Raw genomic sequence first — 21961 nt, forward strand, 5'->3', positions numbered from 1 at the left:
CTTATCCCTCCTCTCTAAAAGCCTTTAAGTTCTTAAAGAAACTACCTAAAACCCAAATTCCAAAACCTCCAACCGCTGCCCAGAATACAACATTTCCAATAAGAGTGATAATGTCACAGGCTTCTTTTGATATTGACCACAGTTCAAGGCTTCTTAATTTATCAGGAACAACACTTGCTCTGTTTGCAAATCCTGCAAGGATTGTCAAAACCCAGAATCCTCTGATAACCATTCCAGGAACAACCTTTGTTGTAAGTGCTCCAATCTGAATTCCTATAAGAGAACCAAGAAGCAATCCCATTGCAAGGGTATAGAAAACATAACCATAAATGGCATACTGAGAAATTGAGGAATAACCTGCAGTAAAGATTATCTGAAGAATATCAGTTCCAACTGTTGTTGGTGTTGATACTCCAAGTACATAGACAAAAAGTGGGAATGTTACAAATCCGCCACCAACTCCCATAACTGCTGCAAGAAGACCAACCAGAAAACCACACATAGCAACAAAGAGCCATGATATTCTTCTCCCTCCAAAGTCTTCATCAAAATTTATCATTGGAGGGATATTAATCTTCTGAATATTAAGTGCGAGCTTTGTTGTTGTCATAGGTCCACCATGTGCATCTCCATGAGCATCTCCACCTGCCTGCACACCTTTTTTGCGAGCCTTGCTCAACTTTATATAGTCTCTTAACCCATAAAATCCCAGAAATCCAAGTATGATAGCATAAACAATGCTGATGAAGGCTTCACTTGCCACAGGATCCCAATTATAAATTGTCCTTTGAATATAACCGCCTGTTGTTGCACCTAAAACAGAACCTATGACAAAGGCAACAGCTAATCCCACACAAACATTTCCGAGCTTTTTATGAATAACTGTTCCCATGATTGCCTTTGCAAATATGTGAAACTGGTCTGTTCCTACTGCTAAAATTCCCTTAACTCCTGCTGCCATAAGTGCTGGTGCTATGATAAATCCACCGCCTGCACCTATACATCCTGTAATTAGCCCTGCTGCAAGTCCTACTGCTATTGATGCAATGAAAACTGTTGTTGTGTAGTGCGATGGTGCGTAGGCTGATTTACCCCCCAGAAAATCAGCAGCACCTAAAAAAGATACAAGAACAATGGGTGATAAAAGAGCTATCAAAATCAACAACCTTTTCTTGTTCTTCAGGATGTTATCTGACATCTGCTTTTCCCACTTGGCTTGGTATATTGCACCAGCCATCATAAGTTCATATAGTTTCCTTAATTTACTCATTCCACAGCCTCCTCCTTTTTAATTTTTTTCTTTTTCTCTGAATAAATTAAAATAGCCCCACTTTTCTTCTGTTAGACAAAACATCTTACCCTTGTCTTTTTTTCACCTCCCTTCTTTTTGTTTTTTTCAGGCTTTTTTCGGAGTCTGTCAAACTCCTTTGGTTTTGAAAAAGTTATTGATACAAGCAGATCTTTCATTTTTTTCCAAACCTTTTTCATTATTAATTGATTATGCAATAGACATGCCAGATAACAAATTAACTAAAAATGAGGCTTTACTATGAAGGAAATAATAGTTCATGCAACATATTATTGCATTTTTGTTTCTATGGAAAAAAATTGCTTGTAAATAGGTTATATAAAATGCAACAAGTTGTTTCAGCTAAAATTATGTAGCAATTTTAAATTGTTTCAGTTTCCTCTGAAGTTGTTGTCTGTGAATTCCCAATAATTCTGCTGCTTTTGAGATATTACCTCTACTTTTCTGTAAGGCTGACCATATTAATTCTTTTTCAAAATTATCCACTGCTTCTCTGAGATTGCCGTGGGGTGTTTTTTTAGAATGTTGAGTTTTTAATAAATAGGCAGGCAAGTCTTTAATCGTAATCTCAACAGAGTTTGTGAATGCTATAGCTCTTTCAATAATGTTTTCAAGTTCGCGAACATTGCCAGGGAAAGAGTAGGACATTAAAGCATCAAGGGCTTCTTCTGTGATTCCTTTAATATTTATATCTTTTCTTTTAGCTGAATGCTTTTTTATAAAAAACTGTGTAAGGGAAGGGATATCTTCCTTTCTACTTCTTAATGGAGGAATCTCTATGTGAATTACATTTAATCTATAAAAAAGGTCTTCTCTAAAAACCCCTTCTTTGCAGGCTTTAGACAAGTCTTTATTCGTAGCAGCTATAAATCTTACATCAACTTTTACTGGGTGATTTCCGCCTATTCTTATGAATTCACCTTCCTGAATAACTCTCAAAATTTTAGTCTGAAAAAGAGGCGATACATCACCAATTTCATCAAAAAATACTGTTCCTCTGTCAGCCCATTCAATAAGTCCTTTTTTAGTGTAATTTGCACCTGTAAATGCTCCTTTCTCAAAACCAAAAAGTTCTGACTCAAGCAAAGTATCGGGTATAGCTGTGCAGTTTATAACAATAAATGGATTTTCTTTTCTCTCACTTAAATTGTGAATTGCTCTTGCTACAAGTTCTTTACCTGTGCCTGACTCACCTGTAATAAGAACATTACTATCTGTAAGTGCTGCCTTTCTTATACCGCAGTAAACATCTTCCATGATTCTACTTATTCCAATAAGACCATTTATTTCTACCTTTGGTTTATCCTTAAAATTTTCAAAAATTTCCTTTACAGATTCGTTCCTTAAAGGCTTTTGAAGAAAATCTGTTGCTCCTAATTTCATTGATTTTATGGCCTTTTTTATATCAGATTTACCGATGGTGATTACAGGCATGTATTGTTTTAGATCAATGACTCTTTTTTCCCATCCTTCAGAATCAATATCTATAAAGGCAATGTCATAGGTAGAAAAGTTTGTAGAGGCAGGGGATTTTGTCTTATTCGTTTTTCTTAAAGTAATACCTATGGAATCAAAAATTTCATAAAGCTTTTCTGCTTCGTCAGAAATTACCAAAACACTAAAGGACCTCAAAAAAACCATCGCAGTTAAAAATAGAACATTTTAGGCGGAGTTGTCAATACTGTATAATAAAAAAATGAACTCTATGGAAGTCTCACAAGAAGAACTTACTCCTCTTATGCGTCAGTATCTAAGAGTTAAAGAGCAATATAAGGATGCTATAGTTTTTTTTAGACTCGGTGATTTTTATGAGATGTTTGGAGAAGATGCTGTTATTGCTTCCAAGATACTGGGAATAACTTTAACATCAAGAGATAAATCAAAGGAAAAGGCTATTCCTATGTGTGGTATACCATATTTTTCAGCAGATTCATATATTGAAAAACTTCTCCGTGAAGGCTATAAGGTGGCAATATGTGAACAAATAGGAGACCCTAAAACCTCAAAAGGAATTGTAGAAAGAGAAGTTATAAAGGTTTTGACTCCCGGAACTTATCTACCAGAAGGCGTTAGAGAGAACATATATATTATGTCCATATATCCATCTAAAGGGAAAATCGGGATAGCCTTAGCAGATATTACCACAGGACAGTTTTTCCTTTATGAGACAGATAAAAATATTACTGATGAAATTGAAAGGTTTGAACCAAAAGAGATTCTTATTCCTGCAAGTTTTGAGGATAGCCTAAAATTTGAAATATCCTCTTATAACAAGACTTTCATTGAAGACTGGAAATTTGATTATCTCCTTGCGTATAAAACTCTCTTGGAGCATTTCAAAGTAGCCTCTCTTAAAAGCTATGGAGCAGAGGAATTCTCTAATGCTATTTCAGCAGGAGGTGCACTCTTAAAATATCTTGAAGAAAATAAACAGCAAACGGAGTTTAAAGGTATAAAGATATTAAATCTTTCTGAGTTTATGCTTCTTGATGCTTCTACCAAAAAAAATCTTGAGATTTTTGTATCCCTTGATGGTAGTCGGGAAGGTTCTCTAATATGGGTATTAGATGAAACGCTTACACCTATGGGAGCTCGCTTCCTTAAAAATACATTATCCTGTCCACTTCTAAATATATCAGAAATAGAAAAAAGATTTGATGGTATTGAGGCTTTTTGTGGAGATTATCTATTGAGAGAGAAATTAGAAAAAATTCTGAAGGATTTCCCAGATATTGAAAGAATTGCTCTCAAGATTAAAGGCAAAAGTATAAATCCAAAGGAAGTTAACTCCCTCAAGAATGCTTTAAAAAGAATTCCAGAATTAAGAGAAGTTTTGAGAAATAAAACAGAAATACTAAATAGCCTTTATAATTCTCTATACGAACTAAATGAGCTTGTGACAAAGATAGAGAATGCTTTGACAGAAAATCCTCCTCCTGTAATAACAGAAGGTGGCATTTTCAGAGATGGATATAATTCAACCATAGACGAACTTAGAGCATTAAGAACTGAAAGTAAAAAATATATACTTAATATGGAAGCTGAGGAAAGAAAAAAAACAGGAATAAATTCACTTAAAATTGGATATAACAGAGTCTTTGGATACTATATAGAAGTAACAAAGCCAAATCTTCACCTTGTTCCATCTCATTATATAAGGAAACAAACTCTCGCAAATGCAGAGAGATTTATTACAGAAGAACTCAAAGAGCTTGAGTTAAAAATAATGAGCGCTGAGGAAAAGCTTAAAATACTTGAGCAGGAACTTTTTATAGAATTGGTAAATTCAATTTTACCTTTTACTGATAAGATACTTAATAATGGAGAAACAATAGGGTTTATTGATTTTCTTCTTTCACTTGCAAAGGTTGCCTCAAAATATAACTACGTGAGACCTGAGATAAATGAAGAGGATATTATAGAGATAAAAGATGGCAGACACCCTGTAATTGAAAGACTCATTCAACTTGGAAAGCTTTATGAAGGAAGATTTATTCCCAATGATCTTTTAATCGGTCCAGCTGACCAAAGGATAATAATTCTTACAGGACCAAATATGGCAGGAAAATCTACATATATGAGACAAAATGCTTTGATAGTTTTGATGGCTCAGATTGGTTCCTTTGTTCCAGCAAAATATGCAAAGATAGGAATTGTTGATAGAATCTTCACTCGCATAGGTGCTTCTGATTATCTTGCAAAAGGACAGAGCACATTTATGGTGGAAATGATTGAGACTGCAAATATTCTTAATAATGCCACACCTAAAAGTTTTATAATTCTTGATGAAGTAGGAAGAGGGACAAGTACCTTTGACGGAATAAGCATAGCTTGGTCAGTGGTAGAATACATTGCTGAAAAAATAAAAGCAAGAACCCTTTTTGCTACACATTATCATGAGCTTACTGACCTTGCATTTAACCTTGATTGCATAAAAAATTTCACTGTTGTTGTAAAAGAATGGGGGGATGAAATAATATTTTTGAGAAAAATACAGGAAGGTGGAGCAGATAAAAGCTATGGAATTCAGGTTGCTCGTCTTGCTGGGCTTCCTTTAGAGATATTAAATAGGGCAAGAGAGATTCTTCATAGACTTGAGAAAAAGGAATTTCAAGTTTTTCCCATAAGGGCAAGACAGCTTGATCTGTTCTTTCAGGGAGACCCTATAAAAGCAGAGCTTTCAAAGATTGATATAGACTCTTTAAATCCTCAGAAGGCATTGAAAAAATTGAAAGAATTAAAGGAGATGCTAAAGAATGATTAAGATAGGACTTACAGGAAATTTCGGGATGGGTAAAAGCACCGTAGCAGAACTTTTTAAAAAATTAGGTGCTTATGTAATAAGTGCTGATAAAATCGTGGAAACTCTTTTAGAAGAGCCTGAGGTAATAGAAGAGATAAAAAAATTATTTGGTAATGAAGTTATAACAAATGGCAAACTGAATAAAAAATACATTTCAAGCATAGTCTTTGAAAATCCTTTGATGAGAATTTATCTTGAAAATATTCTTCATCCACGAGTTTTTGAAAAGGTTGACGAGATAGTAAAAAACATACCTCAGAGAGGAGAACCCATAATTGTGGTAGTAGAAGCACCAATTATTTTTGAGAGAGGATATCAGAATAAGTTTGACCTTATAATTACTGTTTTCACTTCAGAAGAAATTGCCTTAGAACGACTTGAAAAAAAAGGAATCTCTAAGGAAGAAGCTTTTAGAAGATTAAAATGTCAATTTCCCATTGAGATGAAAAAATCAAAGTCTGATTATATAATAAATAATTCAGGGACACTTGAAGAAACTGCTCAGCAGGTAGAAGCAATATTTCAAAAACTAATAGCAATGGAGAGAAAATATGCAGGTAATTAGAGGGATTGAAAAACTGGAAGCTAAAAATACAGTAATAACCATAGGAAATTTTGACGGTGTGCATATAGGACATCAGAGAATTTTTGATTATTTAAAAAGAAAAGCTACTCAGATAAATGGAAAAAGTGTGGTAATTACCTTTCACCCTCATCCAATAAAAGTTCTTTTTAAAGAGCATCCATTAAGACTAATTACAACAACGGACGATAAGCTTAAATTAATTGAAAAATGCGGAGTGGATATAACAATCTTAATACCTTTTACCCGTGAATTTGCTCAAATAGAGGCAGAAGATTTTGTGAAGGATATACTCGTTGAGAAACTTAATGCAAAATGGGTTGTAGTAGGTTATGATTACAGATTTGGTAGAGGAAGAAAAGGAGATAGGTACTTACTTAAGAAACTTGGTCTATTTTACGGATTTAAAGTTACTGTACTTAAAGCATACAAGAGCAAAGGGAAAATATTAAGCAGTACCGCTGTAAGAAATGCTCTTAATGATGGGAATATAAAAGAGGCAAATCTTTTTCTGGGAAGAGCTTATCACATAGACGGTGATGTTATAAAAGGTTTAGGAAGAGGCTCAACAGTTCTTGGATATCCTACGGCAAATATAGCACCTATTCAGGAAATTATTCCAAAGGAAGGAGTTTATGCTGTTAAGGTAACCATACCCCATTTATCAAAAACCTTTAAAGGAGTTGCAAATATTGGCAAGAATCCCACCTTTAACAATGTAAATATGAGTTACGAAGTTCACATTTTTGATTTTAAAGAAAATCTACTTGGTAAAACTATCAGAGTCCATTTTATTGCAAGACTTAGAGATGAAAAAAAATTTAATTCACCTGATGAACTTAAAAAAAATATTGCCCATGATATTGAAATGGCAAAAAAAGTTTTTAAACAAGACAGAACCAGACTATTCTTAGATTTTTAAACTCACAGGGTCTACTTCAAATTTAAAAGAAATGCCTTTAAAAGTTCTCAATGTTGCAATAGCACCTGTTAATTCATCTATGAGTCTTTTTTTATCCTTTGAGCGGAAAATAAACATAAATTCTTCTTTATCTTGATTTTTAAGAGGTCCAATAATCTCTCCTGAAATATGATTTTTTAAAAACTCTTTAACTTTATCTAAGGTTTCATATGGAAATGTTTTTTTAGTTTTTATCATCAATTTAATAAGCCTTGAAAAAGGAGGGAAACCCGTTTGTTCTCTGTGTTTTAACTCATAAAGGTAAAAATCTTTAAAATTGTAAGAGCGAATAAATTTAAAAATCTCTCCACCAGGATTTCTTGTCTGAATAAATAAAGTTCCATCTTGTTTAATTAACTGACAGATTGATAAAACTTTTGCAAAAGCCTTTTCAAAAGTTCTGTAATCAGGTATAGAAAGAAAAAAATCAAAATCTACAATAACAGCTCCTTTAAAATCAGCAATATATCCTTTTTTTATTTTACCTGTCTGTCCAACCCAAATTCCCTGAAACTGCTCGGATTCTAAATCTATCTCTTTAATTTCAACATGTTTGTCTGAAAAAATATTTTTAAGTTCCTCTGTAATGCGTTCAACTCCAACTCCCACTGAATGCATGTCTACTCCTGAACAATAAGGACATTGTTCGGAAATTTTCATTACAATTCCGCATCTAAAACATTCAAGTACTCTCGTAGATTTACGAAAAATCATACTATATCCACATTTTTCACACTTAATAACTTCTCCACATTCTGAACATCTCAAAAGACTATATCCGCTTCTTGGAGATGTAACAAGAATTCCTTCTTTTTGATAAAGCTTCAGATAAAGCAACGCTTCTGGATGAAAAATGCTTTGATAAGGCTGTCTTAAAATCTTTATGTTAGGATGCTTTGATTGATTGAAATCGTCTATTAATTCATATTTACTCCTAAGTGCATTGTAATAAGATACTGTTGAGGGCATAAAATCTGTAAGCACAACAGGACAGCCTTCAATAAAACCTCTCATGACAGCGCAATCTCTTGCATGATATCTCGGAGACTCTTCTGCTTTGTAAAGCCAGCTTGACTCCTGTCCAACCATAATCAAAGAAAGATTTTTTACAGGTGCAAATACAGCAAACCTTGTCCCTACAATAATTTTTGCTTTATTTGCAACTATTTCTTTTATTGAAAATAAAAGTTCAGAATGTTTCATCCCACTATGAAGAAGAACAATCTGATTATTAAAACTCCTCAAAAGATTAAACAGTCTCTGAGCCTCTTTTATTTCAGGCATTATTAAAAGAATCGTTCCATCTTCAGATAAAAGCTCTCTTACAACTTTAATCATTAGTTTTATTTCATATAAAAAATCAGGACATTGAATAAGAAATGTTTTATAACTTCCTACCCTTGTGAGGTTAATAATCTTTGAAATAGTTTCATTGTTTAAGAAATAATTCTCTACATTGAATGAAATAGGTTCTGCAGGCGGATTCTTTTCCTTTAATCTTTTTTTGCTTTTTCTTTCGCTAAGCAAATCTATCACTTCTTCAAAAAAAGTAACCCTGAGAACAGAACCCATCTCCGAAATATAGTAAGAACTCATCCATTGAAGAAAATCTATAAATTTCTCTTCATAGGCTTTACCAATAACTGTTTGAATTTTTTTTATTTGAACGGTTTTATCAGGTTTGTCTGTTTTATTTATAACAATCCCTTCAACAACTCTGTTTCTCAGCGGCACCTGAACAGCGAATCCTTTTAAATTTAGTTCTTCATCATATTGATAAGTAAGTGTCTTAAGTTTAAGAGGAATGGACACATTAAAATAAGGCATGAATTAATTATAACTATTTTATGATATAATTACACAATGCTGTTACAATTGCTAATAGCAATCTGCCTTATTATAATAACAGGCTGCAGTATGCCTCAAATTGTTGTTTTACACGACCCTTTAACTCCTCAAGAGCATCTTCAACTCGGATTAAACTATGAAAAAAAAGGACTTATTGAAGAAGCTAAAAAACATTATGAAGAAGCTTCAAAATCCGATGCGAGAGGATTACTCTTTCTCGGAAATTTATATTTAAATCAGGGAGAATATAACAAAGCAGAAGATTACTATAAAAAAGCAATCAAAAAAAATGATAAACTCGCTGATGCCTATAATAATCTGGCATGGATTTATTGCATAAAAAATAAAAATCTTGATGAAGCTGAAGACATGGTAAAAAAAGCATTAGAAATTGAAAAAGACAATTCAGATAAAGTTAAAATTTATCAGGATACACTTGAAAAAATTAAAAAACTTAATATAAAAAACAGGAGGGAATAAAATGGCTATGGTAAAAAAAATTAAAGTAGACACAAAATGGATAGAAAATTTTCTTATTGAGGTAAAAGCCCGAAATCATATAATCTATATTGATCAACCTGAAGATTCAGGTGGAAAAAATAAAGGGATAACTCCTCTTGAACATTTGCTCGCTGCTCTTGGTAGCTGTATTTGTTCAATGGCTGTTATTATTGCTAAACAAAAAAATATAGAATTAAAAAATTTTGATGTTTCTGTAGAAGGAGAAATTGATTATGATGTATTACTCGGTAAATCTAAACAACCAAGACCAGGATTTTACAAAATTGTTGTCAAAGTAAAATTAGATGCAGCTTTAACAGATATTGAAAAGAAAGAATTTATTAAGGAAATACAAAGCCGTTGTCCTGTAGCAGATGGACTTATGAATATAACACCGCTTGAAGTAATTATAGAATAGCTTTAGGACATCATTAAAAAATGAAATGACTGAAGAAGGATAATAAAATTAAATAAACTTATCATCTCTTGATTTTCAGGAGATTATAAGTTTTTAAATAATTCCAAACATTTCGGAGGTGTGCTTATGATGAAAAAAATTCTTGTTATTTACTTGAGTGTTGCGATTTTAGTAATCGGAACAGTGCAATCATCGGGTGCTGGAATTATTCCCTCAGAGATGACTCTTAATTCTACTACTCAAGATCTGGAAAAAATTCAAAAATTTCTTGAGATGAAAATGGTTTCCCAGAGACTTAAAGATTTTGGTTATTCTGAAAAAGAAATTATGGATAGGCTTTCAACACTTGATGAACAAACCCTGCATAAGCTTGCTCTAAAAATTGATGAAATAAAAATTGCAGGAGATGCAGGTTTAGCTGTAATTTTAGCACTTTTAATAATAGCACTTGTTATACTCATCATTAACCTTACAGGGCACAGGGTAGTGGTGAAATAATAAATAGTATATAGGGGTTGACAAAAAGGTAAAACCAATGGTAAAAAAATAAAGTCAAAGGGATTTCAGTTTTTAGTTCAAATTCTCTATGAGAAAGGAGGTGACTAAAGAAGATGAAAAAAATATTGGCATTAGTACTTTCTTTAATTCTCATGGTATCCTTTAGCTTCGCATTAGGATGCAAAAAGGCTGAGGAACCAAAGAAGCCAGAGGCACCAGCACCAGCTCCTGCACCAGCACCAGCAGCTCCTGAAAAAGCTCCTGAGGCTCCAAAAGCTCCTGAAGCTCCAAAGGCTCCTGAGGCTCCAAAAGCTCCTGAAAAAGCTCCTGAAAAGCCTGCTGAGAAGAAAAAATAATTTAGCAGGATACAAACAAAGCAACACTGGGATTATTCCTGGTGTTGCTTTAAATTATTCAAAAATGTTAAACTTTCCGAAAGAGTGGGCTTTCCCACTCTTTTATTTTGAGTAATCGGGGAAAGCATGAATATTAAAGAATTAAAAGACAAAATAACCGATTATGCCAATATAGTTGGCGAACAGGAAGGAGTGGAAATAGTTAATGTGGAAATATATCCAGGAGGTAAAGGATTAACTTTAAGAATTTTTATTGATAAAGAAGGAGGTGTCACTATAAAGGATTGTGAAAATTTTTCAAGAGCTATAGAGGCTATACTTGATGTTGAAGATCCGATAAAAAGCTCCTATACTCTTGAAGTTTCTTCTCCTGGAATTGACAGACCACTTAAAAATAAAAAAGATTTTTTAAGAAATATAGGCAGAGATGTGAAAATTACCACAAAAGAAAAAATAGCTGATAACACTTTTTTTATAGGGAAAATTGTTGATGTGGGAGATGACTGGGTAAGAATAGAAATTCAGGAAACAAAGATCAAAGGAAGCAAGAAAAAAGGTAAAACTGAACTTTTATTTATACCTTTTAATAAAATCATCAAAGCACAGGTTTATTTAGGATAATTTTATGGGGAAAGAGCTTAAATTTTTAGTAGAACAAATAATGAGAGAAAAGGGAATTACCAAAGATGCTGTGATAGAGCTTCTTGAGACAGCTCTAATTTCAGCTATAAGGAAGAAATATGGAAATAAATCTTCAATAAAAATAAAAATTGAACCTCAAACTTTTGACATTAATATCTTTGAAATAAAAAAAGTAGTAGAAGAAGTAAAAGATTCAGCATCTGAAATTTCAATAGAAGAAGTAAAACAAAAATATATTGATAAAGGAATCGGAGATACAGTTGAAGTTCCTTTATCAATTCAGGATTTTGGAAGAATTGCTGTTCAGACTGCAAAACATGTGCTTTTTCAGAAAATAAGGGAAATTGAAAGGTCACAGATTTTTGAAGAGTTTAAAGATAAAGTCGGTAATATAGTTAGCGGAACAGTATTAAGAAAAGAAAAAGGGAATTTCTATATACTTGTAGGTAAGGCAGAAGCAATTCTGCCAGATAAAGAGGTGCTGCCACAGGATAATTTAAAAAGAGGAGATATAGTAAAAGCATATATATTTGAAGTAAAACAGACACCAAAAGAACCTATAATAAAACTTTCAAGAACACATCCAAACTTTGTAGTAGGATTATTCACTCTTGAAGTTCCTGAGATTCAGGATGGAATAGTAGAAATAAAAACCATTGCAAGGGACCCAGGAGAAAGAACCAAAATAGCGGTTTCATCAAAAGACCCTTCAGTAGACCCTGTTGGAGCATGCGTTGGTATGAAAGGAACAAGAGTTCAGGCTGTTGTCAGAGAGTTAAAAGGTGAAAGGATTGATATAATTCCTTACAGTGATGATATGAGTTTTTTTATTGCAAAAGCTCTTACTCCGGCAACTGTGCTCAAGGTAGGTATAAATGAAAATGAGAAAACAGCAGTTGTTGTTGTTGAAAATGATCAACTCTCTTTAGCAATTGGTAAAAAAGGACAGAATGTTAGACTTGCTTCAAGACTAACAGGCTGGAGCATTGATGTATTGAGTGAGTCAGAATACAATCAAATGAAACATAAAGAAACAGAGAGAGCTTTTAAAGAAACCAATCAGAAGCAGGTAAATGACTAAAATAAATGAATGTTCAAGGCTTAAACCTTCCCATCCAGTATTTAAAAGGTGTAGGTCCTAAAAAAGCTAACCTTCTTAAAAAAATAGGTATAGAAACAGTTAAAGAAGCCTTATACTATCTACCTTCTCAATATGAAGACAGAAGAAATAAAAAAAGCATTTTTGAGATAAAACCTGGAGAAATCATAACTGCAGAAGGCTCTGTAGTTCAGATTAATGAAATAAGAACAAAAACAAATCTATCTATAATTGAAGCAATAATTTCAGATGGAACAGGTTTCCTAAAAGCAAAATGGTTTAATCAAAATTATCTAAAAAAAATTTTGAAAGAAAAAAAGAAACTAAAACTTTTTGGAAAAGTTCAGATTGATTATAGAGGAAATTATTTAGAAATTCTCAATCCAGAATATGAATTAGTAGAACAAACTTTAAATTCTCAAACCCAAGAAATCGTCCCCATATACAGACTTACTGAAGGTTTATCACAGAAACAGATGCAATCAATAATGCAGACTGCTGTAGAATTTGCTATTCCGCATATAGAAGAGCACTTACCTGAAAATCTGATAAACAAATTAAAGCTTCCAACTCTCAAAGAAGCTATTAAATTTGTGCATCTGCCTCCTAACAATGCGGATATCAAACTTTTAAATGAAAAAACTTCTGATTTTCATAAAAGAATAATTTTTGATGAATTATTTTTTCTTCAACTCGGCATTCTTCTAATAAAACAAAATAGAATCTGCGAAAAAGGTATTTCTTTCAACCCAGAAGGCGACTTGCTAAAAAAATTCCTTGAAAATCTTCCTTTTAAACTAACATCAGCACAACAAAAGGTAATAAATGAAATTTTAGAGGATATGAAAAAACCGATTCCTATGAATAGACTACTTCAAGGAGATGTAGGTTCTGGAAAAACAGTTGTTGCTGTGGCAGCAATGCTTGCTGCTATAGAGTGTGGATATCAAGCAGCTTTGATGGCACCAACAGAAATACTTGCAGAACAACACTATCTGAATATCTCTTCACTGCTTAAAGGACTGCCTATCAATACTTTAATTTACACATCATCCTATAATAAACATTCTAATCTCATATGTTCTGGTGCTGTAAATCTCATTATTGGCACTCATGCATTAATACAAGAAGATATTCATTTTAAAAATTTAGGTATTGTTGTCATAGATGAACAACATAGATTTGGAGTAATTCAAAGAGCAATGCTAAAAAAGAAAGGACTGAATCCAGATACCCTTGTAATGACAGCAACTCCAATTCCAAGAACAATGGCACTTACAGTTTATGGAGACCTTGATTACTCAATACTTGATGAACTTCCTGCTGGAAGAAAACCAATTTTAACAAAAGTCATTGAACCTGAAAATAAAAAAATCATTTATAAAATGATTGCTGAAGAAGTTAGCTCTGGAGGACAGGTCTATGTTGTATATCCTTTAATAGAAGAATCTGAGGCAATGGATTTAAAATCAGCAACTCAAGGATACGAAGGTTTAAAAAAACTCTTCCCTCAATACAAAGTTGCGCTAATACATGGAAAAATGTCAGCTAAACAGCGAGAAGAAATAATGAAAGAGTTTCGTAATGGTGATATTCATATACTTGTTGCAACCACAGTTATTGAAGTTGGTGTAGATGTTCCTAATGCTACTTTAATGATAATTATACATGCAGAAAGATTCGGACTTGCCCAGTTGCATCAACTAAGAGGAAGAGTGGGGAGAGGTCTAAGACCTTCAAAATGCATATTATTGCCTTATAAATTAACAGAAGAAGCTAAATTAAGACTTAGAGCAATTGTAAACTACTCTGATGGTTTTAAAATAGCAGAAGAAGATATGAAAATAAGAGGACCGGGTGAACTTTTTGGAGTTAAACAATCAGGAATGCCTGATCTGAAAGTTGCTGATTTAATTAAAGATCAGTCTCTTCTTGAAATTGCAAGAAATGAAGCAGAACAACTTTTACAGGAAGATAAAAATTTAAGTCTACATCCTAAAACAAGAGCTTCTTTGGAGAATTTCTGGAAAGGCAAGACAGAGATATTCATGACCGCCTAATCCATGGTATTTATATACTTTGGAGCTATTTCAATCCTATTCTTACCATCTCTTTTTGCTTTAAGAAGAGCTAAGTCAGCTCTCTGTATAGCATCTGTTGAGCTATCATTTATATCCACCTCTGTTATACCAATACTTACAGTTATATTAAGCTTCCCATTTCCTATTTTAACTGGTCTTCTTGCTATGTTTTCTCTAACCCTTTCAAGTGCCATAAATGCTTTTATTTCATCTGTTTCAGGTAGTATTATCAAAAATTCTTCGCCTCCATATCTTGAAACTACATCACTTGCTCTTAAAAGATTTTTAATCTGTAAAGCAATATGGTTTAAAACCCTGTCTCCTGCTAAATGTCCGTAATTATCATTTATAGATTTAAAATTATCTATATCAAGCATTGCCACTGACAAATGTTGCTTATGTCTCTTTGACCTTGCCATTTCTTCCATTAACCTATTTATTCCAGTTGTTCTATTATAAACCGATGTCAATTCATCAAAATATAACTGAGTTTCAACTTTTTCAAAAGAATAATGTATTATTTTCTCCATTTTTCTTTTCATAATTTTTGCGCTCAATAAATTTACTGTTAATGAACTTATTCCTGCTAAAGAAATAGCTAAAATAAATTCCTTTTTCTCATAACCCCCGATTATGAAAATAAAAGACAAAATCAGCATTAAAACACCGATGTTAAAAGCAAGAAATTTATTAATATCTTTTGTTATACTGATTATCAATATCTTGGGGTTCATAAGATTCCTCCTTACTTTTAATTTTCAAAACAAATAAACAAAATCCATGCCACAATAAAAATTACCTTAAATCTTTATTTGAACAGTGTTGCCTGTCAAAAAAACAGGCATTTTTTACCCTGAGGGTCAAAAATGCCAACACAGTTATTGAACGCATGGTATATAATATCTTTATGAAAGCATGGGTCATTGCCAAAATAAATGAGCCATTGAGACTTTTGGAAATGGATATTCCTTTCCCAGATTATAAAGAAATATTAATCAAAATTCATGCTTGCGGAGTCTGTCATACAGAGTTGGACGAAATAGAAGGTAGAGCAATGCCGGCATTTTTTCCTGTTATTCCAGGGCATCAGATTGTAGGAGAGGTTGTAAAAGTCGGAAGTGCTGTAAAGAAATTTAAAGTTGGAGATAGAGCAGGTGTAGGCTGGATTTATTCAGCCTGTGGTAAATGTGAGTATTGTTTAAAAGGGCTGGAAAATCTTTGCAAAGACTTTAAAGCAACAGGTAAAGATGCTCACGGTGGATATGCAGAGTATTTCAAAATTCATGAAGATTTTGCTTTCCCTATTCCAGAAAATTTTGCAAATGAAGAGGCGGCTCCTCTTTTCTGTGCAGGAGCAATTGGGTATAGGTCTTTGATGCTTGCAAAAGTTGAAAATAAACAAAACATTGGACTTATTGGTTTTGGCGCATCAGGGCATCTTGTCTTAAAAATGATAAAATATTTGTATCCAGATTCAAAAGTTTTTGTATTTTCAAGAACATTGTCAGAAAGACAGCTTTCTATGAAACTCGGTGCATACTGGACAGGGGATTTTGATGAAACACCACCAGAAAAATTAAATTCAGCAATTGATACTACTCCCGTGTGGAAACCGCCTATTAAAGTTCTTAAACATCTTAAACCTGCTGGAAGGCTTGTAATAAATGCAATAAGGAAAGAAGAAATTGATAAAAATGAATTCTTAAATATTAATTATCAGAAAGATTTATGGCTTGAAAAAGAAATCAAATCAGTGGCTAATGTTACAAGAAAAGATATTGAAGAATTTCTTAAAATTGCCTCACAAATACCAATAAAGCCTGAGATTGAAATATATTCTTTTGAAGATGCTAATAAAGCGCTCAAAGATATAAAAGAAAGAAAAATAAAAGGCGCAAAAGTTTTAAAAATTGGAGGAGAATAAAATGGATAAAAAAGAAAAAGTTTTAGAAATAATTAAAAGGCTTGATAAAAGATATCCGAATGTAAAAACAGCACTTAATTTTAACTCTGCTCTTGATTTAGTTGTTGCAACAATACTTTCTGCACAGACTACAGATATAAATGTAAACAAAGTTACTGAAAATTTATTCAAAAAATATCAAACAGCTGATGATTATGCAAATGTTTCTCTAACAGAACTTGAAAATGATATAAAAAGCATAAATTTCTATAAAAACAAAGCAAAATACATAAAGAATCTTGCAAAGAAATTAATTGAAGAATTTAATGGACACGTACCTAAAACAATGAATGAATTAGTTACACTCCCAGGTGTTGGAAGAAAAACAGCGAATATTGTGTTATGGAATGTTTTTGGAATAAATGAAGGAATCGCAGTTGATACCCATGTAAAAAGAATATCAAAACTACTTGGCTTAACAGAAAATACAGATCCCGATAAAATTGAACAAGATTTGATGGAAATAACTCCCCGTAAGTATTGGGGAAAACTCTCTCATCTTCTTATAATGCTTGGAAGAGAAATCTGCAAAGCTAAAGCACCAAATCATAAAATCTGCCCATTAAGTGATATCTGTCCGAGTAGTAAAACTTAGAAAACTATTCTTTCTGGATGACTGTATATATTAAATCTTTGCCCTCTCAGAAAGCCAATTAGGGTTAACCCTGCTTTTTCTGCAAATTCAATTGCAAGAGACGTAGGCGCTGTTCTGCTTACTATTAAAGGAATCTTCCACTTCGCTGTTTTTAATGCCATTTCAGAGGAGATTCGTCCGCTTACAAGCATTATTTTGCCCTTAAATGAGACTCTGTTAAGCAATGTCCATCCTATTATTTTATCAACTGCATTGTGCCTTCCCACATCTTCTGCTATGAATAAAATTTCATTTTCATCTGCTATCGCTGCTGCATGAATACATCCTGTAGTTCTATATAGAATTGATTTTTCCTGAAAATGTCTGAAAAGATTAAACAAAGCAGATGCGTTAATTTTTAAATGGTCATTGATTGTTTCTTTTACATCATTAAGAAAACTTACTGCTGCCATACAACCTGATGTAATTGTTTTACCATCAAGACAAACATGACCTTCAAGTTCAACTACAACTTTAATCTGTTTCTCATTTTCTTCAATCATTATTTTCTCAGGACACCAATCTCCTTTTAGAATCCCCTCTGTCATAAGGAAACCAACAACAAGTTCTCTAATTTGACAAGGAGAAGCAGACAGGGATACAATCTCTTCATTATTTACATAGACTTTTATTTTTTTCTCAACAGCTATTATATCATCAACTTCAGTGATATCATTTTGTTTAACTCTAACTATTTTTTTGTTTTCAAGTGATTGCATAGTTGTATTTTATCCAATTAATTTTTTTCTTGCAAATTATTAAAAAAAACTGCTATTCTGAAGTTAGAAAAAATTTTTAGGAGGTAGCTGTGTTTAGTATCAGTGAAAAAGCAGCCGAAAAGGCAAAATTAATCCTCAAAAACGAGGGAAAAGAAGGTTGGGGCTTAAGAATATTCTCAGCTGAAGGATATTGTAGTCCATCATTTGGCCTTGATATTGATGAAAATCCTCAGGAAGGAGATGAAGTAGTAGAAAAGGATGGATTAAAGGTTTATATGGATAAACAGACCTTTGATCTCTTAAGCGAGCTTGAGCTTGATTACTATGAGGATGAAGAGCAGGAAGGATTCATACTTAAAGGACCAATGCCTTCTTGCGGACCTGGTTGTGGAGGTTCCTGCGGCGTATAAGCGATGTTTCCAATTCATCGCCCAAGAAGATTAAGAAGAACAGATATCCTGAGAAAAATGGTGAGGGAAACCACCCTCACTCCTCAGGATTTTATTTATCCAATGTTTGTTGTACCTGGGAAGAAGGTTAAAAATCCCATATCTTCAATGCCTGAATGTTTTCAGGAAAGCATAGATGAGGCAGTAAAAACAGCAAAAGAAGTATTTTCACTTGGAATACCTGCAATAATTCTCTTTGGAATACCTGAACATAAAGACGAAAAAGCCTCCTCTGCCTATGATGAAAAAGGAGTTGTTCAGCAAGCTATAAAAGCTATAAAAGATGCTTTGCCAGACTTAATTGTGGTGACAGATGTCTGTCTCTGTGAATACACTTCTCATGGTCATTGTGGAATTATAAAAAATGGGAAAATAGATAATGATTCAACCCTTGAAATTTTAGCTCTTGAAGCTCTCTCTCATGCAAGAGCAGGTGCTGATATTGTTGCTCCCTCAGATATGATGGATGGAAGAATAGGAAGAATTCGCAAAGTTCTTGATGAAGAGGGATTCTCTGATGTAATAATTCTATCTTATGCAGCAAAATATGCATCTGCCTTTTATGGTCCTTTCAGAGAGGCTGCGCAATCCACTCCAGCTTTTGGTGACAGACGCAGTTATCAGATGGACCCTGCAAATCGTAGAGAAGCATTGAAGGAAGTTGCTCTTGATATAGAGGAAGGAGCAGATATTGTCATGGTTAAGCCAGCTCTGGCATATCTTGACATAATCTCTGATGTAAAGAAAAACTTTAATGTTCCTGTTGCAGCCTATAATGTAAGTGGTGAATATTCAATGGTAAAAGCAGCAGCTCAGCTTGGCTGGCTTAATGAAGAAGCAGTTATGATGGAAATCCTTACAGCAATAAAAAGAGCAGGAGCAGACATAATCCTTACCTATTTTGCAAAAAAAGCAGCAAAATTGTTTTAGTAAATAAAATGAAATCATTAGATGATATTAAATCAACCATAGCTAAACACAAAAAAGAAATTGTACTTAGATTTAATATAAATAAAATCGCTATTTTTGGTTCATGGGCAAAAGGAATAGCGAATAAAAAAAGTGATATTGATATTTTAGTAGATTTTGATCAAACTCCTGATATTTTTTTACTTATTGATTTAGAGGAGTATTTGCAAAAAATTCTAAAAAGAAAAATTGATCTTGTAAGGCTTTCAGCTATAAGGAAAGAAATAAAGAAAAAAGTTATGAAAGAAGCTATATTTTTATGAGAAAAGAAGATGAATTATTTATTCGGGATATCCTCACTGTTATAAATCTCATAGAAAATTTTATTCAAGATATTGATTTTAAAAGATTTATTGAAGATGAAAAAACAAAAAGTGCAATTTTATGGCAAATTCATATCATAGGAGAAGCTACTAAAAAATTATCTAAGGATTTAACAGAAAACTCAAAAGAAATTCCTTGGAAATACATGGCAAAAATGAGGGATAAGATTGCACATTTTTACTTTGGCATAGATTATGAAATTAGCTGGGACGTTATTAAAAACAAACTACCAATTATCAAACCATTAATAGAAGGTCTCTTAAAGTAAAAAATCAACAATGGGAAATTTTAAAATTTACACTTCCTTTAAACCAAAAGGAGACCAGCCGAAAGCTATAAAACAGCTTGTTGAAGGAATTAAAAAAGGACATAAACATCAGGTTTTGCTTGGTGTTACTGGTTCAGGGAAAACTTTTACTATTGCCAATGTAATTGAAAAGATAAACAAACCTACCCTTGTCATTGCCCACAATAAAACTCTCGCTGCCCAACTATACGGAGAATTAAAGGAACTCTTTCCCTATAATGCAGTGGAATATTATGTTAGTTACTATGACTACTACCAACCCGAAGCCTATATTCCTGAAACAGACACTTATATTGAAAAGGATGCCTTAATTAATGATGATATTGATAGAATGAGGCATTCTGCAACTTTATCTGTACTTACAAGACAAGATGTAATAGTGGTTGCTTCTGTCTCCTGCATTTATGGAATTGGCTCTCCTGATGACTATCTATCAATGCATGTAACACTTGAGGAAGGAATGAAAACAGAAAGAGATGCTATGCTAAAAAAGCTTGTTGAAATACTTTATATAAGAGCAGAAGAGGAATTTAGAAGGGGCACTTTTAGGGTTAGAGGAGATGTGGTTGATATATTCGCATCACACTGTCTTGACAGAGCATACAGAGTGGAGTTTTTTGATGATGAGATTGATGCTATTTATGAAATTGACCCTCTTACTGGAAGCAGGCAGAAAAGACTACAAAGAATATTTATTCCACCAAATAGCCACTGGGTAACTCCTGAACCAAGACTTAAAAAAGCGATTGAGACTATAGAGGAGGAACTGCAAGAGAGAATTAAATATTTCAAAGAAAGAGGTGAAGAGCTTTTTGCAGAACGAATTGAAAAGAGGACCCGTTTTGACATGGAGCTTTTGAGTCAGTTCGGACACTGCCACGGAATAGAAAACTACTCAAGGCACCTTAGCGGCAGACTTCCTGGAGAACCTCCCTTTACATTGATTGATTATATTTACGCTGGACCATCAAAGGGAGACTTTCTTACAGTTATTGATGAAAGCCATGTTACTGTGCCTCAGATTGGAGGAATGTATGAAGGAGACCGTTCCCGTAAGCAGACACTTGTAGAATATGGATTTAGGCTTCCCTCTGCTCTTGATAACAGACCTCTTACATTTAAAGAGTTTGAACATAGAATGAATTACGTAATTTATGTATCCGCAACACCAGGAGACTATGAGATTGAAAAATCAGGGGGAAGGATTGTTGAACAGATTATCAGACCAACTGGACTTGTTGACCCTAAGATTGAGGTTCGTCCTGCTACAAATCAGGTTGAAGACCTACTTGAAGAAATTCATAAAAGGGTAAGCAGAGGTGAAAGAGTTTTAGTAACCACAATCACAAAAAAAATGGCTGAAGACCTGACTGATTACTACACAACTGTTGGCATAAAAGCCAAGTATCTCCATTCAGATATTGACACTCTTGAAAGAGTTGAAATACTAAAGGATTTAAGGCTTGGAAAGTTTGATGTGCTTATAGGAGTTAATCTTCTTAGAGAAGGACTTGACCTTCCTGAAGTATCCTTAGTTGCCATATTTGATGCTGACAAAGAAGGTTTTCTTCGCTCTGAAAGGTCATTAATTCAAACAGCAGGCAGAGCATCCAGAAATATAAATGGAACTGTTATATTTTATGCTGATACAGTAACAGATTCAATGAAAAAAGCAATTGAAGAAACTGAAAGAAGACGTGAAATTCAGATGAAGTATAACAAAAAGAACGGAATATCTCCAGAAACCGTAAAAAGCAAAATAAAAGACATTTTATCATCAATCTATGAAAAAGATTATGTAACAGTAGATGTAGTTAAAGAAGAAGCAGAAGAATATGAACTAAATGAAGAAACAATTAAAAAACTTGAACAGGAAATGAAGCACGCAGCAGAGAATCTTGAATTTGAAAAAGCAGCAGAGATACGAGATAAGATATTCAAAATAAAAGAAAAAATGTTAAAACTCGGAATGAAACTTACAGTTTAAAAGCTTGACA

General features: G+C 33.2%; 23 protein-coding genes. 17 read left to right on the top strand and 6 right to left on the bottom strand.

Features of this window, described 5'->3' with window-relative positions; all coding sequences use genetic code 11:
• Nucleotide 1 precedes the first annotated feature (1 nt).
• From FLY87_RS07100 to FLY87_RS07110, 3 genes are all read right to left on the bottom strand, one after another.
• Entirely contained in the window at nucleotides 2-1270 is a 1269-nt protein-coding gene (locus tag FLY87_RS07100; protein ID WP_012546139.1) for a sulfite exporter TauE/SafE family protein, read from the bottom strand.
• 71 nt (nucleotides 1271-1341) lie between these two features.
• Nucleotides 1342-1467 carry a hypothetical protein gene (locus FLY87_RS10325; RefSeq protein ID WP_255446980.1) on the bottom strand — a complete coding sequence of 42 codons (126 nt, stop codon included), beginning with the start codon at nucleotides 1465-1467 and terminating at the stop codon, nucleotides 1342-1344.
• 190 nt (nucleotides 1468-1657) lie between these two features.
• On the bottom strand, nucleotides 1658-2923 hold the full coding sequence (locus FLY87_RS07110; RefSeq protein ID WP_141266690.1) for a sigma-54 dependent transcriptional regulator: 1266 nt from the start codon (nucleotides 2921-2923) through the stop codon (nucleotides 1658-1660).
• Nucleotides 2924-3014: 91 nt separating this feature from the next.
• On the opposite strand from FLY87_RS07110, the gene mutS reads away from it, so the two are divergent.
• The 3 genes from mutS to FLY87_RS07125 are packed head-to-tail and all read left to right on the top strand — an operon-like array spanning nucleotide 3015 to nucleotide 7117.
• On the top strand, nucleotides 3015-5573 hold the full coding sequence (mutS, locus tag FLY87_RS07115; RefSeq protein WP_038059260.1) for a DNA mismatch repair protein MutS: 2559 nt from the start codon (nucleotides 3015-3017) through the stop codon (nucleotides 5571-5573).
• A complete protein-coding gene (gene coaE, locus FLY87_RS07120) occupies nucleotides 5566-6177 on the top strand; it encodes a dephospho-CoA kinase (RefSeq protein WP_012546225.1) in 612 nt (203 codons plus the stop codon). The genes mutS and coaE overlap by 8 nt, the downstream gene beginning before the upstream one ends.
• Nucleotides 6164-7117, top strand: a complete 954-nt coding sequence (locus FLY87_RS07125) for a bifunctional riboflavin kinase/FAD synthetase (protein WP_028842605.1) — start codon at nucleotides 6164-6166, stop codon at nucleotides 7115-7117. The genes coaE and FLY87_RS07125 overlap by 14 nt, the downstream gene beginning before the upstream one ends.
• Here the strand turns inward: FLY87_RS07125 and FLY87_RS07130 are convergent.
• Nucleotides 7106-8968: a hypothetical protein gene (locus FLY87_RS07130; RefSeq protein WP_181406004.1), complete on the bottom strand. Its 1863-nt coding sequence runs from the start codon at nucleotides 8966-8968 to the stop codon at nucleotides 7106-7108. The genes FLY87_RS07125 and FLY87_RS07130 overlap by 12 nt on opposite strands.
• A gap of 105 nt (nucleotides 8969-9073) precedes the next feature.
• Here FLY87_RS07130 and FLY87_RS07135 point away from each other — a divergent pair, with 105 nt between their 5' ends.
• The 7 genes from FLY87_RS07135 to recG all read left to right on the top strand — a co-directional run bounded on the left by FLY87_RS07135 (nucleotide 9074) and on the right by recG (nucleotide 14578).
• Complete coding sequence (locus tag FLY87_RS07135; RefSeq protein ID WP_141266692.1) at nucleotides 9074-9484, top strand: tetratricopeptide repeat protein; 411 nt, start codon at nucleotides 9074-9076, stop codon at nucleotides 9482-9484.
• 1 nt (nucleotide 9485) lies between these two features.
• A complete protein-coding gene (locus FLY87_RS07140) occupies nucleotides 9486-9923 on the top strand; it encodes an OsmC family protein (protein WP_141266694.1) in 438 nt (145 codons plus the stop codon).
• A gap of 126 nt (nucleotides 9924-10049) precedes the next feature.
• Nucleotides 10050-10421: a PA2779 family protein gene (locus FLY87_RS07145; RefSeq protein WP_012545038.1), complete on the top strand. Its 372-nt coding sequence runs from the start codon at nucleotides 10050-10052 to the stop codon at nucleotides 10419-10421.
• Nucleotides 10422-10534: 113 nt separating this feature from the next.
• Complete coding sequence (locus FLY87_RS07150) at nucleotides 10535-10777, top strand: lipoprotein (protein ID WP_012546039.1); 243 nt, start codon at nucleotides 10535-10537, stop codon at nucleotides 10775-10777.
• A gap of 126 nt (nucleotides 10778-10903) precedes the next feature.
• Nucleotides 10904-11398 carry a ribosome maturation factor RimP gene (gene rimP / locus FLY87_RS07155; protein ID WP_012545395.1) on the top strand — a complete coding sequence of 165 codons (495 nt, stop codon included), beginning with the start codon at nucleotides 10904-10906 and terminating at the stop codon, nucleotides 11396-11398.
• A gap of 4 nt (nucleotides 11399-11402) precedes the next feature.
• On the top strand, nucleotides 11403-12500 hold the full coding sequence (nusA, locus tag FLY87_RS07160) for a transcription termination factor NusA (protein ID WP_028842609.1): 1098 nt from the start codon (nucleotides 11403-11405) through the stop codon (nucleotides 12498-12500).
• 5 nt (nucleotides 12501-12505) lie between these two features.
• On the top strand, nucleotides 12506-14578 hold the full coding sequence (gene recG, locus FLY87_RS07165) for an ATP-dependent DNA helicase RecG (protein ID WP_012545417.1): 2073 nt from the start codon (nucleotides 12506-12508) through the stop codon (nucleotides 14576-14578).
• Here recG and FLY87_RS07170 read toward each other — a convergent pair.
• Nucleotides 14575-15333, bottom strand: a complete 759-nt coding sequence (locus FLY87_RS07170) for a GGDEF domain-containing protein (protein WP_012546596.1) — start codon at nucleotides 15331-15333, stop codon at nucleotides 14575-14577. The two genes, recG and FLY87_RS07170, sit on opposite strands and share 4 nt — an antisense overlap.
• A 173-nt stretch (nucleotides 15334-15506) precedes the next feature.
• Between FLY87_RS07170 and FLY87_RS07175 the strand changes: the two genes are divergently transcribed.
• Both FLY87_RS07175 and nth read left to right on the top strand, forming a co-directional pair.
• A complete protein-coding gene (locus FLY87_RS07175; protein ID WP_141266696.1) occupies nucleotides 15507-16523 on the top strand; it encodes a zinc-dependent alcohol dehydrogenase family protein in 1017 nt (338 codons plus the stop codon).
• Between the two features lies 1 nt (nucleotide 16524).
• The gene (gene nth / locus FLY87_RS07180; protein ID WP_141266698.1) at nucleotides 16525-17157 is read left to right on the top strand and encodes an endonuclease III; all 633 of its coding nucleotides are present in this window, start codon (nucleotides 16525-16527) and stop codon (nucleotides 17155-17157) included.
• On the opposite strand, the gene fdhD is transcribed toward nth, so the two are convergent.
• Entirely contained in the window at nucleotides 17154-17915 is a 762-nt protein-coding gene (fdhD, locus tag FLY87_RS07185; protein ID WP_012546799.1) for a formate dehydrogenase accessory sulfurtransferase FdhD, read from the bottom strand. The two genes, nth and fdhD, sit on opposite strands and share 4 nt — an antisense overlap.
• Before the next feature lie 89 nt (nucleotides 17916-18004).
• Between fdhD and FLY87_RS07190 the strand changes: the two genes are divergently transcribed.
• From FLY87_RS07190 to uvrB, 5 genes are read left to right on the top strand one after another with little or no spacing between them, the layout of a single operon-like run.
• Complete coding sequence (locus FLY87_RS07190) at nucleotides 18005-18325, top strand: iron-sulfur cluster assembly accessory protein (protein ID WP_012545650.1); 321 nt, start codon at nucleotides 18005-18007, stop codon at nucleotides 18323-18325.
• A gap of 3 nt (nucleotides 18326-18328) precedes the next feature.
• Nucleotides 18329-19294, top strand: coding sequence for a porphobilinogen synthase (gene hemB, locus FLY87_RS07195; protein ID WP_141266700.1), 966 nt, complete (start codon nucleotides 18329-18331; stop codon nucleotides 19292-19294).
• Nucleotides 19295-19302: 8 nt separating this feature from the next.
• The gene (locus FLY87_RS07200) at nucleotides 19303-19596 is read left to right on the top strand and encodes a nucleotidyltransferase family protein (RefSeq protein ID WP_141266702.1); all 294 of its coding nucleotides are present in this window, start codon (nucleotides 19303-19305) and stop codon (nucleotides 19594-19596) included.
• A complete protein-coding gene (locus FLY87_RS07205; protein WP_141266704.1) occupies nucleotides 19593-19925 on the top strand; it encodes a DUF86 domain-containing protein in 333 nt (110 codons plus the stop codon). Before FLY87_RS07200 ends, FLY87_RS07205 begins: the two co-directional genes overlap by 4 nt.
• Before the next feature lie 10 nt (nucleotides 19926-19935).
• Nucleotides 19936-21951 carry an excinuclease ABC subunit UvrB gene (gene uvrB, locus FLY87_RS07210; protein ID WP_141266706.1) on the top strand — a complete coding sequence of 672 codons (2016 nt, stop codon included), beginning with the start codon at nucleotides 19936-19938 and terminating at the stop codon, nucleotides 21949-21951.
• Nucleotides 21952-21961 lie beyond the last annotated feature (10 nt).

The organism is Thermodesulfovibrio sp. Kuro-1 (genome assembly GCF_006538445.1).
In the GTDB taxonomy this organism is placed as follows: Bacteria; Nitrospirota; Thermodesulfovibrionia; order Thermodesulfovibrionales; family Thermodesulfovibrionaceae; genus Thermodesulfovibrio; species Thermodesulfovibrio yellowstonii.